Origin of the sequence: Nocardioides sp. WS12 (genome assembly GCF_014108865.1) — a bacterium.
Lineage (GTDB): Bacteria > Actinomycetota > Actinomycetes > Propionibacteriales > Nocardioidaceae > Nocardioides.
In genome coordinates, this window is the sequence record NZ_CP053928.1 from 976,733 (window position 1) to 992,739 (window position 16,007).

The window sequence follows — 16,007 nt, forward strand, 5'->3', positions numbered from 1 at the left end:
ACCAAGTGCGGACTAGTCAGATGTGACTAGACAGGTTGGGCAGAACGAGCGGTGTTGGAGAGGGGTCTTCATCCTTTACTTTGTCTAAGTCGAAGAGACCATGCGCTGTGGGGGTGCTGGCTCTTCGGATGTGGGAACCACAAGGGGACAACATGTGGGTAGATGACTGGGCGCCCAGGGCGGCCTGTAGAGAATCGCAGCCGGACCAGCTTTTCGTCCGTGGTGCAGAGCAGAACAAGGCCAAGCAAGTGTGTTCGGGTTGTGCCGTGCGCACCGAGTGTCTCGCTGAGGCGCTCGACAACCAGATCGAGTGGGGCGTCTGGGGCGGAATGACGGAGCGGGAGCGCCGTGCGCTGCTGCGCCGCCGCCCAAGTGCGTCGTGGCGCAAGGTCCTTGAGGACGCGCGCGACGGCCAGGGCGTACCGGCTGTCTGAGGCCTGAACCGGGAGGGTCGCGCGAGCGACCTTCCCGGCCTGTTTCACCCCTGTGCGAGCAGGGTGCCGACCGTGCGCAGCCCATCGAGGTCGTGCACGTCTCCGGCAAGCGCCGGCACGACGACCGTCGACACCTGCGGGTGCGCGGTCGCGAACCGGTCGCGCAGCATGCCCTCGCGCTGCACCATCCGCACCCGGTCCCCGTGGAGCCGGAGCAGTCCGGCCGTCAGCGACCCGGCATCCTGTTGACGCAGCCGCTCCGCTGCCGTCATCGCCTCGTCCGCCGACAGGGCGCCGGCCGGCTCCGGGCTGGCCCGGTTGATCACCAGTCCTGCCAAGGGCATGCCGTCCTCGCTGAGCCGCTCCACGAAGTACTCCGCCTCGCGCAGTGCATCCGGCTCCGGGGCGGCGACCACGAGGAACGCCGTACCGTCGGCCTTGAGCAGCGAGTAGGTCAGTTGCGCGCGCTGGCGGAAGCCGCCGAAGACGGTGTCGAGTGCGGTGACGAAGGTCTGCAGGTCCTTGAGGAACTGGGCGCCCAGGATCTTGGTCATCGCGTTCACGATGAGACCGAAGCCGGCCGACATCAGCTTCGCGGGGCCCTTGGCCGGCGCCATCATCAGCCGGACGAACTTGCCGTCCAGGAAGCTCGACAGGCGTTCGGGGGAGTCCAGGAAGTCCAGCGCTGACCGGGACGGCGGTGTGTCCACGACGATCAGGTCGTAGGTGCCGGCCGCTTGCGAGTCACGGTGCAACTGGCCGAGCTTCTCCATCGCCATGTACTCCTGCGTGCCCGCGAACGAGCTCGACAGTGCGATGTAGAACGGGTTGGCCAGGATCTGCTTCGCCTTCTCCGGGCTGGCCTGGGAGATGACCACCTCGTCGAAGGTGCGCTTCATGTCGAGCATCATCGCGTCGAGGGTGCCCTCGCCCTGGATGCCGCTGACCGGCCGCGGGGTGTTGTCGAGCTCCGCAATACCCATCGACTGCGCGAGGCGGCGAGCCGGGTCGATCGTGAGTACGACGACCTTCCGCCCCCGTTCGGCTGCCCGCAGCGCGAGCGCGGCACTGGTCGTGGTCTTGCCGACGCCGCCGGAGCCGCAGCACACGATGATCCCCGTCGTCGGGTCATCGAGGAGGGCGTCGACGTCGAGAGTGCCGGCCCGCCGGGCGGGCGTGGTGGCGGGGCCGACGCGGGTCTGGCGTTGGGTGCTGCTGCGTGCCATCAGGCCATTCCCTGCGCTCGGAGGTGGGCGGCGAGTTCGTACAGGCCGCCGATGTCGATGCCGCCGGCCATCCGGGGGAGTTCGTAGGACGGCACGTCGAGCTGGGCGACCAGCGCCCGCTGGGAGTCCTCGAGGGCGCGACGCTCGGCGTGGTCGGCTGCCTCGGCGACGAGGTCCTCGACCAGGGTCGGGGTGACCGCGAGGCCCCCTGCCGCGAGGTCCTTCTCGATGGCGGCCTGGTCGAGGCTGCCCGTGCGCGCGGCGGCGAGGTCGTCGGCATCGAGATCCTGGGGCCGGGCGAGGTTCACGATGACGCCGCCGACCGGGAGCCGGTTGGCACCCAGTTCGGCGATGCCGTCGATGGTCTCCTGCACCGGCATCTCCTCGAGCACGGTGACCAGGTGGACCGCCGTACGCGGCGAACGGAACAGGGTCATCATCGTGTCCGACTGCGCCTTGATCGGGCCGACCTTCGCCAGCCCGGCCAGTTCGTTGCTGACGTTGAGGAACTGGCAGATCCGGCCGGTCGGCGGCGCGTCCAGCACGACGTGGTCGTAGTTGATGGCGCCCTTGTTGCGGCTGTTGCGCTCGACGGCCTCGTAGACCTTGCCGGTGAGCAGCACGTCGCGCACGCCCGGCGCGATGGTGGTGGCGAACTCGATGACGCCGAAGCGGTCGAGCGCCTTCCCGGCGCGGCCGAGGCGGTAGTACATGGAGAGGTACTCCAGGAGCGCGGACTCCGCGTCGATGTGCAGGGCGTAGACGACGCCGCGGCCGCCGTCCTCGTCCGGGAGGCCGGTGGTCAGGCGCCGTTCGACGTACGGGAGCGGGTCGACGTCGAACATCCGCGCGATGCCCTGGCGACCCTCGACCTCACACAACAGGACGTTCTTGCCCTTGCGGGCCAGCGCGAGCGCGAGCGCCGAGGCCACGGTCGACTTACCCGTACCGCCCTTGCCGGAGACGATGTGCAGGCGAACCTTCGGCCAATCACTCACCGGGGCAGCGTAGCGACAGGGGAGGCCCGCGGGTGCTGACACGCCCCGTGAACCTCCCCACGCTGGTGTGTTGGCCCGGCTACTCGATCGCGAGTCCCGCCGCGGGCGTCGTACGACCGGCCCGGCGGGCCGGGACCACGGCGGCGAGCAGACCGGCCACCGCTGATGCCGTCACGACCAGGGCCAACTGGGTCCACGGCAGCACCAGACCGGCACCGCTGACGACGGGACCGACCAGGGCCTGCACGCCAGCCCACGCGAACGTCACCCCCAGCGCGGTGCCGAGGACCGTGGCGACCACGGCCAGCAGAACTGCTTCGGTGGCAAGCATTCGTCGGAGTTGGCGGCGGGTCAGGCCCAGTGCGCGGAGCAGGGCGTGCTCGCGACCCCGCTCCAGGACGGACAGGCCGAGGGTGTTGGCGATGCCGACGAGGGCGATGAGCACCGCGATGGCGAGCAGGCCCACGACGCCGCCGGTCACGACGTCCAGCTGGAGGTCGACGTAGGCCCGTCGGGCCAGGCCGTTCTCGAGCCCGGCGTCGATCGGTACGGCGATCGCCTCGAGCGAGCCCGCGAGGTCCTCCGCGTCGGCATCGTCGGCCGCGCGGACCCACAGGGCCTGTACGGACGGATCAGGGGTCAGCAGGTCGAGCGTCGTACGACGGACCAGGGCCGCCTCTCCCCAGCCCTCGCCGCCGACGACCCGGAGCCGCTGCGTCCGGTCGCCCACGGTGACGTCGACGCGGTCGTCGGCCTCGACACCGTCGCCGAGGAGATCCCATGGCACCTGCACCTGGCGGGCGCCCGGTTCGACGAGATCGCCGTGGAGGACTCCGTGCCCGGAGGGCGGTGCGGCGATGACGGGCAGTTGGCCGAGGCCCTGGATCCGGGCGGTCGTGCCGGGTACCGCGGCCGTGGCCTCGACGCCGTCGACGGCCGAGATCCGCTCGACCACGTCGGGAGACAGCGGTCCGGTGCCGGTAATGGCGACGTCGATCGGGTGTTGTTCGTCCATCTTGTCCGCCAGCGCCGATCGCGAGCTGGCCATGCCGGTCAGGACCGCCGTCGTCAGGGTGACGCCGATCAGGAGCGACGCAGCGGTGGCGGCCGTCCGTCGCGGGTTGCGGACGGCGTTCGCTGCCGCCAGGCGACCTGCGGGACCGAGGACTCGGCCGGTGACGCGCCCCAGCGCGCGGATCAGCGCCGGCACGAGCACCGGGCCGGTCAGCAGTACGCCGGCGAAGGTGGTGGCCCCACCCGCGATGAGCGCCGGTGGGCTGGTCACCTCGACCGCCACGGCCAGAGCAAGCGCGCCGACGGCGATCACGAGGCAACCGAGGCCGAGCCGGATCCGGCCGGTGGAGGTGCCGATCCGGGTGCTGTCGTCCGGGCGGAGCGCGGTCAGGGGGCTCACCTTGACCACCCGCCGGGTCGGGAGCCAGGCGGCGACCAGCGTGACGCCGAGGGCGACGGCCGCGGCGACGAGCAGCCAGGCTGCGCCGACCGAGGCCTCACCCATGTGCGCGTCCGGCCACTGCGCCCGCACGAACGCGACCAGGCCGTGGCCCAGGCCCAGCCCCGCGCCGATGCCGATGCCGGCCGCGAGCAGCCCGATCAGGAGGGACTCGAGGCGCACCGTGCGCACGAGCTGGCGCCGGGTGGCTCCCACGCAGCGCAGCAGCGCGAAGTCCCGAGCGCGCTGCGCGAACAGGATCGTGAACGTGTTGTTGATGACCAGCACCGCGACCAGGAGAGCGATGGAGGCGAAGAGCAGCACGATGATCGCGATGAGGTCGACCTCGTTGTTGATCTCCTTCTGGACGAGCTGGGTGAAGGCGTCGACGCTCATCGCCTCCGCCGTCGGTACGACGTCCCGGATTGCCGCGCGTGCCTCACTCAGCCCACCGGGGTCGGCCCACGCGACGCTGCTGACGTAGAGGCTGTCCTCCCACCGGGACAGGTCGCCCCACAGCAGGTAGACCGAGGCCACCGAGAAGGCCGAGGGCGAGTCGGCCAGGCCGACGATCTCGACGTCGAGGGCCTGGCTGCCGGACCCGATCCGGAGCCGGTCGCCGAGGCCGACGTCGGCGACCTTGGCGGCGTTGGTGTCGACCACGGCCTCGCCCGGTCCCGCGGGGAACCGCCCGTCGACGAGCTCCTGCCAGCGCCGGTCGGGCTCATCGGGGACCTGGGCGATGTCGGCACTGCTGTCGACGACCTTGCCGTCGTGGGTGACCTGCTGGAGGGTCCAGCCGATCAACCATGCGTCGGCGCCCACCGCGGGCGCGGCGTCCAGCAGGCGGGTCGCATCCGCAGTGGAGGGCTGGTCGACCACGGCGTCCGCGCCGTCGTACGGGACGGCCACGCCGGCGGTCAGCCCCTCACGTACGGCCGACGACAGGGCCCCGGTGACCACGATGAACACGACGCCGACGACGACCGCGAGCAGGGCGGCGCCGTACCGCCGGGTGTGGGTGCGCAGGGACGCCAGGAGCACGGTGCGCATCAGGCGCCCCGGGCGGCGAGCGCGGCGACGAGGTCCGCGCGCGACGGGTCGTGGAGATGGTGGGTGACCCGGCCGTCGGCGAGAACGACGACGTCATCGGCGTAACCGGCCGCGTCGATCTCGTGGGTGACCATCACGACGGTCTGGCCGAGTTCGCGCACCGACCCGCGCAGGAACGACAACACCTCGGCCGAAGAGGTGCTGTCGAGGTTGCCGGTCGGCTCATCGGCGAACACGATGGCGGGAGCGGTGAGCAGGGCGCGGGCGATCGCGACCCGCTGCTGCTGGCCACCGGAGAGTTCCGCGGGTCGGTGGGTGAGGCGGTCGGTCAGTCCGAGGGTCGTGACGATGTGGTCGAAGCGCTCGCGGAGGTCCGGGTGGGGACGTCCCGCCAGTTCGGTGGGCAGCCAGATGTTCTGTTCGGCACTCAGCATCGGCAGCAGGTTGAACGCCTGGAACACGAAGCCCACGTGGTCGCGGCGGAACCGGGTGAGGGCATCGTCGTCCAGGGACTCCAGGGGTTGCCCGGCGACAACGACCGTGCCGTCCGTGGGTTGGTCGAGCCCGGCCAGGCAGTGCATCAGCGTCGACTTGCCGGACCCCGACGGGCCCATGATCGCGGTGAACCGGCCGGTCGGGAGGTCGAGGTCGACGCCGCGCAGGGCGGACACGAGGGTGTCGCCGCGGCCATAGGTCCGGGTGACGCCGCGAGCGCTGGCAGCGAGGGTCGGGCCGGTGAGAGATGGGGGGCTGGTCTGCAGGGAGGTCATGCCTGCGAGCCTTGTCGTCGGCCGCCCGCGAATCGTCAGGCCGGAGGTTGATCCGGGTGTCCTACTGCGGGTGGACCAGCCCGGTCTCGAAGGCGAGGACAACCAGTCGGACCCGGTCGCGGGAGCCGGTCTTCGACAACAACCGGTTGATGTGGGTCTTGACCGTTGCTTCCGACACCACGAACTGCGCCGCGATCTCGGTGTTCGACAGGCCGCGGCCGACGAGCACGAGCGTCTCGCGCTCGCGATCGGTGAGGGCGTCGAGTCGCTGGTCGGGCGTGGGCATCGCCGGATCCGGGAGGGTGGTGGCGAAGTGCTCGAGCAGCCGACGGGTGGTGCTGGGCGCGACGACGGATTCGCCGTCGTGCACCGTTCGTACGGCGCCGAGCAGGACCTCGGGCGTCGCGTCCTTGAGCAGGAAGGCCGCCGCACCTGCCCGGATCGCGGCGAACGCGTACTCGTCGAGGTCGAACGTGGTGAGCACGATGACCTGCGGGGCGCCGGGTCGTTCCATCAGGCGCCGGGTCGCCTCGACGCCGTCGAGCCGGGGCATCCGCACATCCATCAGGACGACGTCGCAGCCGGTCACGGCCAGTCGTTCCAGCGCCTCGCCGCCGTCGCCCGCCTCGCCCACGACGGTGAGGTCGGGTTGGCTGTCGATCAGCATTCGGAAGCCGGCGCGGACCAGTTCCTGGTCGTCGACGAGGAACACCCGGATCGGCTCGCTCGCGGTAGCGCTCGTCGCCTTCACAGCGGGATCCTTGCGCACACGCGGTAGCCACCGCCGGGTAGCGGACCGGCGTCGAGGGCACCCCGGTGGGCGCCGACCCGCTCGCGCATTCCGGTCAGCCCCAGACCGCCGCCGTCGGTGCGGGCTGCGGCCCCGCGCCCGTCGTCGTCGACCTCGACCACGACGGCCTCGCCGTCGACTCGCAGCCGGATGGCAGCTGTCGCGCCCGGCCCGGCGTGCTTGCGAACGTTCGTCAGTGACTCCTGGACCACGCGATAGACGGTGAGGCCGACCCCGTCGGACACGGTCGGCGCAGGATCGGGCCACTCTGTCGTCACCGGAGTCCCGGCCGCTTCGGCCTCGGCGACCAGCCCTGCGAGATCAGCCAGCCGGGGCTGCGGTGTGGTCGCGGCGCCGTCGGCGCGCAACAGGCCGAGCATCCGGCGCATCTCGGCCATCGCCTCTCGTCCGGTGTCCGCGATCGTCGCGAGAGTGGGTACGACGACCGAGGGATCCGTGGCGGCCACCGCACGGGCTCCGTCGGCCTGCACCACGATCGTGGTGAGTCCGTGGGCGACGACGTCATGCATCTCGCGGGCAATCCGCTGTCGCTCCTCGATCGCGGCGAGCGCCGCCTGCTGCGCCGCCTCGTGCTCGAGTTGCTCTCCGCGCTCGACCAGCGCGTCGACGTACGACTGCCGCACGCGGTTGAGGGTGCCGAGCGCCCACGCGACCACCACGACGAGGGCGATGGTCAGGAAGTAGGCAGAGACGTTCTGGAAGGTGAGTTGCGTGCCGTCGTACCCGCGCAGCCACACGACCGACGCGATGCCGGCGCCGAGGAGTCCGGTGGCCACCGCGGCCGCGCTCCACCAGGTCGAGCCGAACCGGGCCACCGAGTACGTCGCGATCGGGAAGGCGAACTGGCTCCACAGCGGGACGTCGACGAGGGGTGCCTGGATGGCACAGCCGACCGCGACGACCGCGAACACCGGAACGGGCCAGCGCCGGCGAACGGCGAGGGGTGCGATCTGGACCAGCATGAGCAGTCCGTGCAGCGGGTTCCCGAAGAGAAGGAACGCCGGCACCGGCAACAGGAGGAACGCGGTGAGGCCGAGGTCGAACCACCGCACGCCCCGGGGGCCGAGGCGCCACGGTTGCCGGTCTGGTCGAGCCACCGGTCCACCGTAGAGGGAGGTTCGGCGTCGACGCGTCAGACCACGGGTGGACCCGGGCGTCGGTGTGGGCTCAGGAGAGCTTGTCCGCCAGAACGATCCACGTGAAGAAGCTGATGCCGACCAGCATGCCGATGTGGCCCAGGATCGACAGCGCCGGGCCCTGCGCCCAACTGTCGCCCGTCGCGTCGGCGGCGTGCTTGCTCGGACGCGACATCCACCGGGTCAGGATCAACAGGCCGATCAGGACCTCGATCCACCACACGACCAGCGCGATGGCGCCGACGGTCCCGCCGGGCGACGTCAGGTAGTAGATCCAGACGCCCAGTGCCGCGATGCCCACGACAGTGTGGGCCCGGACGATCCCGAGAGGGACGAGGGCGTGGCCTGCCTGGGACTGCTCCGAGGAGAGGCGCATCCTGGTCAGGAGTACGACGACCGCGGCCAGCCCGGTCAACATCCAAACGGCGTTGTCGAGACTCACGGCCGCATCGTCGCACAAGTTGTGACGTCGGCCACTCCGTTCCGATCCCAGCCGGCCCGGATCCGGGCGTCGGCGCCGCCCTCGACCGGAGCGCCTGACCGGGCTGAGTATCGTGCTGAGCATGACCAAGTGGGAGTACCAGGTAGCGCCCGTCCTCAACCACGTTGCGGGCCAGATCCTCAACAACTTCGGCCAGGACGGGTGGGAGCTCGTTGCCCTCGTTCCCGGCCAGGGTGGCAACGACATCGCTTACTTCAAGCGTCCGGCCGAGTGAGATGACAGCGGAAGAGCGGCTTGCCGAACTCGGACTGACGGTTCCGGACGTCGTTCCGCCCGTCGCGGCGTACCTGCCCGCTGTCCGCAGCGGGGCGATGGTCTACACGGCCGGGCAGATCCCGATGCGCGACGGCGTGCTGGTCGCGACCGGCAAGGTCGGTGCTGAGGTCACGCCCGAGACGGCGTACGAGTGCGCCCGTCAGTGCGCGCTCAACGCGATGGCGGCGATCCGTTCGGTGACCGGCACGCTCGAGGGCATCCGGATCCTCAAGGTCGGCGTCTTCGTCGCTTCGGCCCCGGACTTCACGGCGCAGGCCGCCGTCGCCAACGGCGCCTCCGAGCTGTTCGGTGCGGTGTTCGGCGAGCTCGGCGTGCACGCACGCTCGGCCGTCGGTGTCGCCGTGCTGCCGCTCGACTCGGCCGTCGAGGTCGAGGTCATCGCCGAGGTCGTCGGGTGACACCCGGCAGCGTGGCGGGAGGTGGGGCCGCCGGTTTCCCACCGGTGGTCGACAGCGGATCTGTATTGTCCGGCGGTGCCACCGGAGACACGCTCGGGCTGAAGGCATTGCCGCTTCCTCCGGTGCCGTTGCCGGAGAAGCTCGCAACGCTTGCCCAGGAGTACGCCGACGGGCAGCGTGAGGCGGCCGAGCCGCGCGACGCCGCGACCGTGATCCTGCTGCGGCCCGGTGTGGACGGTGCGCCCGAGGTCTACCTGCTGCGGCGCCAGACCACGATGGCCTTTGCCGGTGGCATGTGTGTGTTCCCCGGTGGTGGCGTCGACCCGCGCGACTACGACCACACCGTCGCCTGGGCCGGGCCGTCGCCCGCCGAATGGGCCACCCGCCTCGGGACGGCCGAGGACGTCGCGCGGGCGCTCGTGTGCGCGGCCGTCCGGGAGACCTTCGAGGAGTCGGGCGTGCTGCTCGCCGGCACCTCGGCCGACAGTGTCATCGCCGACACCACCGGCGACGACTGGGAGGCCGACCGGGTCGCGCTCGAGTCGCGCGCCGAGTCGATGACCGACTTCCTGACCCGCCGCGGACTGGTGCTGCGCACCGACCTGCTCGGCATCTGGACCGGCTGGCTCACCCCGGTCTTCGAGCCCAAGCGCTACCGGACCTACTTCTTCGCGGCCCGGTTGCCCGAGGGCCAGCTGACCCGCGACGTGTCCACCGAGTCGTCGGAGGTCGTGTGGCTGCCGGCCGCCGAAGCGGCCGACCAGGCGGATCGGGGCGAGCTCGCGATGCTCCCGCCGACGTACCTCACCTGTCTGGAGATCGGCACCCATGCCGGTCTCGATGAGGTGATGGCCGCCAGCGTGGGCCGCACGGTCGAGATGTTCATGCCCCAGGTCGAGCCGTTGGGTGACGGCTTCACGCTGTCGATGCCCGACGAGCTGCGGCCGTTGGTGGCGGCCCGGAGGTCCTGAGGTCGTGAGCGCGGCGTTGGTGCCCTGGCAGGGCGGTGAGTACGGCGCCCGCGGGCGCTGCGTTCTCGCGCCCAACCCAGGGATCATGACGCTCGACGGCACCAACACCTGGATCCTGCGCGAACCGGGCGCGGACCGCTCGATCGTGGTCGACCCGGGCCCGTTGCACGACGACCACCTCGACGCGGTCGCTGCTGTCGCTGGCCAGGTGGAGGCCGTCGTGGTGACGCACCACCACCTCGACCACACCGAGGCGGCCCGCTCGTTCGCGGAGCGGATGGGCTGCGGCGTGCGCGGCCTGGATCCCGAGCAGTGCTGGCGTTCGGAGCCGATCGTCGACGGCGAGGTGCTGTCGGTTGCCGGGTTGCAGGTCGAGGTGGTGACGACGCCCGGGCACACCAGCGACTCGGTGTCCCTGCTGATCGAGGCCGACGGTGCGCTGCTGACCGGCGACATGGTGCTCGGCCGCGGCACGACGGTGATCGTCCATCCCGACGGCGACCTCGGTTCGTACTTCGACTCCATCGCGAAGATGCGCTCGCTCGTCACCGACGGCCGGGCGCAGTCGCTGTGGCCGGCTCACGGCCCGGTCCTCCCGGAGGCGGCCGCCGTACTCGACCACTACGTGGTGCACCGCCGCGAACGCCTGGCCCAGGTCGAGGCCGCCCTGTCACGGTTGGGCCTGACGCCGGCCCAGTTGCCCCCCGATGTCGCCGAGGACCCCGACCTGCCGCGCCAGGTCGTCGAGGTCGTGTACGCCGACGTGGACGAGTCGTTGTGGGTGGCAGCCGAGTGGTCCGTGCGGGCACAACTGGCCTACCTGGCGGGGCGTTAGCCCAACTGGTGCGGGGCCCGGCCGTACGCCTCGGGCTCTTCGGCCATGATCTTGGCGCGCGCCTTCACCCGGTAGCGCCAGATCTGCACGAGGCCGACGCCCCAGAGCAGGTACTGGCACGACATCGCGGCGCGGAACGCGTCGGGCGTGTAGTCAGTGCTCGATCCCGGCGTGCGCCAGTCGAGGACGACACCGATGCCGACGACGAGCAGCAGGCTCGCGATGAACCCGGCCTGGTTGATGATTCCCGTCGCGCTGGCGAGTCGGTCCGGGGGATTCGAGGTGCGACCGAGGTCGAACCCGATCATCGAGGCCGGGCCACCGACACCGACCACGATGACGAGCAGCACCAGCAGGGGCAGCGGTGCGTTGCCCGGCCACGCGAGCACGACGGTCCAGACCACGACGATGGAGACGACGATGCCGAGGACGATGGTGGAGCGTTGCCACGGGTGGTGCGTGATCGCCCACCCCAGCACCGGTCCGGTGATCATCACGGCGATGACCATCAGTGTCAGCAACAGGCCGGCGGCATGGTCGGACAGACCTTCGCCGCGCACGAAGAACGGATAGCCCCAGAGCAGGCCCAGGGTGGTCGCGCTGAACTGCGTCGAGAAGTGCATCCAGAAGCCGAGGCGAGTGCCCGGCTCGGCCCATGACGCCCCCAGGCTCGAGCGGATCTGCGGCCAGGACAGCGCCGGCCCGAACACCGATCGCGACGAGGGGGCATCGTGCACGATCGTCAACAGCGCGATGACGAGGACGATGCCGAGCGACGCGGCGAGCAGGTACGAGCGGGTCCAGCCCAGGTTCCCCAGCGCCCACGTCATGGGTACGGCGGCGAGGATCGCGCCGAGCTGTCCCAGCACGCCGGTCAGCTGGGTCATCAGCGGGATCCGGCGCGGAGCGAACCAGGTGGTGACCAGGCGCAGCACGCAGATGAAGGTCATCGCGTCGCCGATGCCCACGAAGAGCCGGGCGAGCAGCGCCAGCGCGTACGTGTCGGCGAACGCGAAGCCGGCCTGCGCCACGATCAGAACGACGGCGCCGGTCAGCAGCACCCGGCGTGGCCCGAAGCGGTCGACCAGCAGGCCCACCGGGATCTGCATCGCTGCGTAGACGAGCAACTGCAACATCGTGAAGGTCGCGAGCTGGGAGGCGCCGATGTCGAAGCGTTCGGTCGCGGCGAGGCCGGCCACGGCGAGCGAGGACCGGTGGAACACGGCCAGCAGGTAGACGAGCAGTCCGACGACCCAGATCGGGTACGCCCCCCGCGCGACGGTCGCGGCGGGCAGGTTCACACGATCAGGCTAGCCGCGCCGCGACCGGTGTCAGCCGCCGGTGCCGCCCAGCAGAACAGCGAGCTTGTCGACGGCGCGGTAGCCGCTCGGGACGCCCTCGACCATCGCCGCGATGGACTGCGAGTGCTCGGTCCGCAACGGCAGGATCGCCTGGTAGGCGGGCGACAGGTACCAGTCGCTGGCCGCTGCCTGGTCCGGGAACTCGATGATCACGATGTCGCCGTCCCAGGTGCCCTCGGCCGGCGTCAGTTCGCCGCCGTGGACCAGGAACCGGCCGCCGTACGGCGCAAGGGTGGCGTCGATCTTCTCGATGTACTCGACGATCGCGTCCCCGAAGTCGATCTCGCGGAGGTAGGCGATGGCGTAGGCGCGGGCATTCACGGAGGTGCTCATGGTGTTCTCCTGTCATGTGCGGTGGACCTGCATCCCACCGCGACACCTGGCGTACGGGCGATGACCTCCGAGGTCATGTCCCTGCTGCGTTGCGCTGGCTAGGTTGGGCGACGTGAACGCACCTGCAGGAGAGCTGATCCGCGACTGGCGGCAGCGACGGCACCTGTCCCAGCTCGAGCTCGCCAGCCGGGCCGACGTCTCGACCCGACACCTCAGCTACATCGAGACCGGCCGCTCCCGGCCGACGAGTTCGATGGTGCTGCGGTTGTGCGACTACCTGGAGGTCCCGTTGCGGGAGCAGAACGAACTGTTGCTGGCCGCCGGCCATGCGCCCGCCCACCCGGAGCACCAGTTGAGCGACCCGCCGATGGCCGAGGCCAATGCCGCGCTGGAGGCGATCCTTGCCGCGCACCACCCCTACCCGGCGCTCGTCGTGGACCGCCGCTGGGAACTGGTCAGCGCCAACGACGCCGCCTATTCGCTGATGGACGGCATCGACCCGGACCTGCTGGAGCCGCCGATCAACGTCATCCGGCTCTCGCTGCACCCGCGCGGCCTCGGTCCCCGCGTCGTGAACTTCGAGGAGTGGCGCGCCCACCTCGCCGAACGCCTCCGCCACGAGTACGACGCCACGGGCGACCCGTTCATCGGGGAGCTCGCGGCCGAAGTCGCCGGCGACGGGGTCGAGCCGATCGACTCGTCCGCGCTCGTCGTACCCCTGCAGTTGCGGGTGGGTGAGGACACGGTGCTGTCTTTCATCTCCACCACGACCGTGTTCGGGACGCCGCGCGAGGTGACCTTGTCGGAGCTGGCGATCGAGGCGTTCTACCCGGCCGACGAGGCGACGCGGAAGATCCTCAACGGGTACTGAGGCGTCGCGCGAGCAGCACGACTCCGCCGAGCAGGACGAGACCGAGCAGAGCCAGACCGCCGACGACGAGCTTGCGTTCGGTCGACCACGGCCAGTCAGGTGCCGGCCGTTCGACCGTCGGGTGATCGGGATCGATCAGGTCGGCGGCGAGCGTGAGGCCAAGGACGCCTGGGTCGACGTCGATGATCTCGAGCGCGTCGATCTCGCCGGCCTGCGCGTCGGGGGTGACGATCTCGACGTTCGGGGGCATGCGGCCGTCGCCGTCGAGGGACTCCTGGTGGAGCAGCAGCGTCCCGTCGCTCAGCACGCCCAGCATCCGGGGTTGGGGTGCGAGGGTGAAGGCCAGTTGGTCCTGGCCGTCGGGCAGTTCGCGCACCATGGCGACCTCGTCGCCATCGACGGAGTGGACCAGGACGAACCAGCGGCCAGCCTCGGACCACAAGGTGCTGATCCGTAGATCGGCCCGCAGCGAGATCTGGGTCCGGTTGCCGGGCTGCCACCACAGGTTGCCGGAGATGGCCGACAGTTCACCGGTGTTCGTGACGGCGACCAGGAACGAGAGGTCGCCTGCGATGGTCTGTTGGTCGGTCTCGCTCGTGGGCTCGGGCAGTTCGACCCAGTCCGTCGTGTTCTCGCCCGGCCGCAGGTGCCCGCCGAGGTAGGTCTCGGTGTTGAACGCGTCGTCGGTCCACTTCGTGATGAAGGTGCCGCCCCAACCGACCCATCGGCTGTCCGACGACCACGAAACCTGGTTGACGAGGACCGGGCGCTCGGCCTCGATCACCACATCCCGGACCACACCGGTCTCGAGGTCGGCGATCCGGATTCCGCTCCGCGCACCGGCCAGGTCGTCGCCGCCCCGCTCGAGCCAGCCCCAGGCCACGGACTGCCCGTCGGGCGAGAGAGCGATCGGCGGGTGGTCGAGGGTGGGGCCGCTTGAGTCGTTCTCCTGCGTCAACAGGCCCTCGAGGTCGAGCAGGTGGTACTCGCCGGTCATCGCGCTGACGACCACCGGGATGCCGGTCTCGGTCACGAAGGCCGCCGCGCCGATGCCGATCTTCAGGTCGGTCTGGGCATCGTCGACGTGCAGCGGTACGGCATGGATGTGGTCGGGCATGGCGGGCGCTGGTTTGCCGGCGACCGGCGTGCGATCGGTCTGCAGCGCCGGCGCCAGCACCGCGACGAGCAACGCGACGCATGCGACGGCGGCCCCCGCCGCAAGGACACGGGCCCGCGCCGTCGCTCGGCGGCCGCGGGCGTAGAGGTCGGCGGGAACGTCGACCTGAGGCGCGCCTTCCGCGATCCGGGCCAGCTCTTCACGGAGCCGTTCGCCGCTCATGACGCACCCTCGAGCAGTTCTTCGAGGTGCGGTGCACGGGACCGGATGCGGGCCATCGCTTCCCGAGTCGTCGACTTCACGGTCCCTGAGGAGATGCCGAGTGCGGCGCCGGTCTCGACCTCGGTCAGGTCCTCGAAGTAGCGCAGGACCAGCACCGAGCGCTGGCGCACCGTGAGTTGGGCCAGCGCCGCTTCCAGACTCATCCGCAGCTCGCGATCGGCTTCGCGCCCCGGGCCGGCCTTGTCGTCGTACGACGGGGTGAGGGTCTCGTTCAGCTTGCGACGCCGCCACCACGAGATGTTCTGGGTGTAGAGGATGCGCCGCACGTAGGGCTCCGGGTCACCGTTGATCCGGTGCCAGGCGCGGGCCGCCTTGAAGAGTGCTGTCTGCACGAGGTCCTCCGCGAGGTGAGCGTCTCCGGTGAGGAGGTACGCGGTGCGGGTCAGGGCCGGCGTGCGGGCATGGACGAACTCTTCGAATGCGTCCCGTGGTGCGTGTGGCATGCGGCTGACCCCCTTTCACCCGTACCTACGCGCAGGACGGGTGGTCCGGGGGTGAACCGTGCAGAAAAACCTTTGCCGCTGAGGATCAGCGGGCGCGGCGACCCATGCGCTCGACGTCGAGGATGACGACCGAGCGGGGCTCCAGGCGCAGCCAGCCGCGCGAAGCGAAGTCGGCGAGTGCCTTGTTGACCGTCTCGCGGGAAGCGCCGACCAACTGGGCCAGCTCTTCCTGGGTGAGGTCGTGGTGCACGTGGACGCCGTCGTCGGCGGTGCGGCCGAAGCGGTCGGCGAGGTCGAGCAGCGCCTTGGCGACCCGGCCGGGGACGTCGGAGAACACGAGGTCGGCAACGACGTCGTTGGCCTTGCGGAGACGGCCGGCGAGCTGCGTGAGCAGGCCGCGGGCGACGACCGGGCGGCCCTCGAGCCAGCGCAGCAGGTCGTCGTGGGACAGCGAGGCGAAGTCGGCGTCGGTGACTGCGGTGACGGTGGCGGAGCGCGGGCCCGGGTCGAAGAGCGAGAGCTCACCGAACATCTGGCCGGGGCCCATGATCGCGAGCAGGTTCTCGCGGCCGTCCGAGGACGTGCGGCCGAGCTTCACCTTGCCCTCGAGGACGACGTACAGCTTGTCGCCGGTGTCGCCTTCGTGGAACAGCACCTCGCCGCGGCGCAGTCGCGTGGTCGCCAGCGACGTGCGCAGGGCGGCCATGGCCTCGTCGTCGAGCGCGCTGAACAGTGGC

Annotated in this window: 18 protein-coding genes; 6 read left to right on the forward strand and 12 right to left on the reverse strand. The window is 70.7% G+C overall.

What is annotated here, in order from left to right; translation table 11 throughout:
- The first annotated feature begins 152 nt into the window (after positions 1-152).
- Positions 153-434, forward strand: coding sequence for a WhiB family transcriptional regulator (locus tag HRC28_RS04470; protein WP_182378977.1), 282 nt, complete (start codon positions 153-155; stop codon positions 432-434).
- A gap of 44 nt (positions 435-478) precedes the next feature.
- Here the strand turns inward: HRC28_RS04470 and HRC28_RS04475 are convergent, their stop codons facing one another.
- The 7 genes from HRC28_RS04475 to HRC28_RS04505 form a co-directional block, all read right to left on the reverse strand.
- Positions 479-1,660: an ArsA family ATPase gene (locus tag HRC28_RS04475; protein ID WP_182378978.1), complete on the reverse strand. Its 1,182-nt coding sequence runs from the start codon at positions 1,658-1,660 to the stop codon at positions 479-481.
- Positions 1,660-2,658, reverse strand: coding sequence for an ArsA-related P-loop ATPase (locus HRC28_RS04480; RefSeq protein WP_182378979.1), 999 nt, complete (start codon positions 2,656-2,658; stop codon positions 1,660-1,662). Before HRC28_RS04480 ends, HRC28_RS04475 begins: the two co-directional genes overlap by 1 nt.
- A 79-nt stretch (positions 2,659-2,737) precedes the next feature.
- Positions 2,738-5,164, reverse strand: a complete 2,427-nt coding sequence (locus HRC28_RS04485) for an FtsX-like permease family protein (RefSeq protein ID WP_182378980.1) — start codon at positions 5,162-5,164, stop codon at positions 2,738-2,740.
- Entirely contained in the window at positions 5,164-5,934 is a 771-nt protein-coding gene (locus HRC28_RS04490) for an ABC transporter ATP-binding protein (RefSeq protein ID WP_182378981.1), read from the reverse strand. The genes HRC28_RS04485 and HRC28_RS04490 overlap by 1 nt, the downstream gene beginning before the upstream one ends.
- Positions 5,935-5,995: 61 nt before the next feature.
- Positions 5,996-6,685: a response regulator transcription factor gene (locus HRC28_RS04495; protein ID WP_272902668.1), complete on the reverse strand. Its 690-nt coding sequence runs from the start codon at positions 6,683-6,685 to the stop codon at positions 5,996-5,998.
- Positions 6,682-7,842, reverse strand: coding sequence for a histidine kinase (locus HRC28_RS04500; protein WP_182378982.1), 1,161 nt, complete (start codon positions 7,840-7,842; stop codon positions 6,682-6,684). Before HRC28_RS04500 ends, HRC28_RS04495 begins: the two co-directional genes overlap by 4 nt.
- Positions 7,843-7,912: 70 nt before the next feature.
- Positions 7,913-8,323 (reverse strand): hypothetical protein, encoded by a 411-nt coding sequence (locus HRC28_RS04505; RefSeq protein ID WP_182378983.1) that lies wholly within the window; start codon positions 8,321-8,323, stop codon positions 7,913-7,915.
- A gap of 121 nt (positions 8,324-8,444) precedes the next feature.
- On the opposite strand from HRC28_RS04505, the gene HRC28_RS04510 reads away from it, so the two are divergent.
- The 4 genes from HRC28_RS04510 to HRC28_RS04525 all read left to right on the forward strand — a co-directional run bounded on the left by HRC28_RS04510 (position 8,445) and on the right by HRC28_RS04525 (position 10,863).
- Positions 8,445-8,597, forward strand: coding sequence for a hypothetical protein (locus tag HRC28_RS04510; RefSeq protein ID WP_182378984.1), 153 nt, complete (start codon positions 8,445-8,447; stop codon positions 8,595-8,597).
- 1 nt (position 8,598) lies between these two features.
- Positions 8,599-9,057 (forward strand): RidA family protein, encoded by a 459-nt coding sequence (locus HRC28_RS04515; protein WP_182378985.1) that lies wholly within the window; start codon positions 8,599-8,601, stop codon positions 9,055-9,057.
- Positions 9,058-9,122: 65 nt separating this feature from the next.
- A complete protein-coding gene (locus HRC28_RS04520) occupies positions 9,123-10,028 on the forward strand; it encodes an NUDIX domain-containing protein (protein ID WP_237111694.1) in 906 nt (301 codons plus the stop codon).
- A gap of 4 nt (positions 10,029-10,032) precedes the next feature.
- Positions 10,033-10,863 carry an MBL fold metallo-hydrolase gene (locus HRC28_RS04525; RefSeq protein ID WP_237111695.1) on the forward strand — a complete coding sequence of 277 codons (831 nt, stop codon included), beginning with the start codon at positions 10,033-10,035 and terminating at the stop codon, positions 10,861-10,863.
- On the opposite strand, the gene HRC28_RS04530 is transcribed toward HRC28_RS04525, so the two are convergent.
- Together HRC28_RS04530 and HRC28_RS04535 are read right to left on the reverse strand one after the other, a co-directional pair.
- Positions 10,860-12,164 carry an MFS transporter gene (locus tag HRC28_RS04530; RefSeq protein ID WP_237111696.1) on the reverse strand — a complete coding sequence of 435 codons (1,305 nt, stop codon included), beginning with the start codon at positions 12,162-12,164 and terminating at the stop codon, positions 10,860-10,862. The genes HRC28_RS04525 and HRC28_RS04530 overlap by 4 nt on opposite strands.
- Positions 12,165-12,194: 30 nt before the next feature.
- Positions 12,195-12,557 (reverse strand): DUF1330 domain-containing protein, encoded by a 363-nt coding sequence (locus HRC28_RS04535; RefSeq protein WP_182378986.1) that lies wholly within the window; start codon positions 12,555-12,557, stop codon positions 12,195-12,197.
- 112 nt (positions 12,558-12,669) lie between these two features.
- Between HRC28_RS04535 and HRC28_RS04540 the strand changes: the two genes are divergently transcribed.
- Entirely contained in the window at positions 12,670-13,428 is a 759-nt protein-coding gene (locus tag HRC28_RS04540) for a helix-turn-helix transcriptional regulator (RefSeq protein ID WP_237111697.1), read from the forward strand.
- Here the strand turns inward: HRC28_RS04540 and HRC28_RS04545 are convergent.
- The 3 genes from HRC28_RS04545 to HRC28_RS04555 all read right to left on the reverse strand — a co-directional run bounded on the left by HRC28_RS04545 (position 13,415) and on the right by HRC28_RS04555 (position 15,976).
- Positions 13,415-14,767, reverse strand: coding sequence for a hypothetical protein (locus tag HRC28_RS04545; RefSeq protein WP_182378988.1), 1,353 nt, complete (start codon positions 14,765-14,767; stop codon positions 13,415-13,417). The two genes, HRC28_RS04540 and HRC28_RS04545, sit on opposite strands and share 14 nt — an antisense overlap.
- The gene (locus tag HRC28_RS04550; RefSeq protein WP_182378989.1) at positions 14,764-15,270 is read right to left on the reverse strand and encodes a SigE family RNA polymerase sigma factor; all 507 of its coding nucleotides are present in this window, start codon (positions 15,268-15,270) and stop codon (positions 14,764-14,766) included. Before HRC28_RS04550 ends, HRC28_RS04545 begins: the two co-directional genes overlap by 4 nt.
- A gap of 85 nt (positions 15,271-15,355) precedes the next feature.
- Positions 15,356-15,976: a Crp/Fnr family transcriptional regulator gene (locus HRC28_RS04555; RefSeq protein ID WP_182380449.1), complete on the reverse strand. Its 621-nt coding sequence runs from the start codon at positions 15,974-15,976 to the stop codon at positions 15,356-15,358.
- Between the last annotated feature and the right edge of the window lie 31 nt (positions 15,977-16,007).

Coding starts and splice junctions, on each gene's coding strand:
- HRC28_RS04555 (WP_182380449.1), bottom strand. CDS start 15,976: ATGGCCGCCCTGCGCACGTCGCTGGCGACCACGCGACTGCGCCGCGGC.
- HRC28_RS04515 (WP_182378985.1), top strand. CDS start 8,599: ATGACAGCGGAAGAGCGGCTTGCCGAACTCGGACTGACGGTTCCGGAC.
- HRC28_RS04510 (WP_182378984.1), top strand. CDS start 8,445: ATGACCAAGTGGGAGTACCAGGTAGCGCCCGTCCTCAACCACGTTGCG.
- HRC28_RS04550 (WP_182378989.1), bottom strand. CDS start 15,270: ATGCCACACGCACCACGGGACGCATTCGAAGAGTTCGTCCATGCCCGC.
- HRC28_RS04475 (WP_182378978.1), bottom strand. CDS start 1,660: ATGGCACGCAGCAGCACCCAACGCCAGACCCGCGTCGGCCCCGCCACC.
- HRC28_RS04545 (WP_182378988.1), bottom strand. CDS start 14,767: ATGAGCGGCGAACGGCTCCGTGAAGAGCTGGCCCGGATCGCGGAAGGC.
- HRC28_RS04485 (WP_182378980.1), bottom strand. CDS start 5,164: ATGCGCACCGTGCTCCTGGCGTCCCTGCGCACCCACACCCGGCGGTAC.
- HRC28_RS04470 (WP_182378977.1), top strand. CDS start 153: ATGTGGGTAGATGACTGGGCGCCCAGGGCGGCCTGTAGAGAATCGCAG.
- HRC28_RS04535 (WP_182378986.1), bottom strand. CDS start 12,557: ATGAGCACCTCCGTGAATGCCCGCGCCTACGCCATCGCCTACCTCCGC.
- HRC28_RS04490 (WP_182378981.1), bottom strand. CDS start 5,934: ATGACCTCCCTGCAGACCAGCCCCCCATCTCTCACCGGCCCGACCCTC.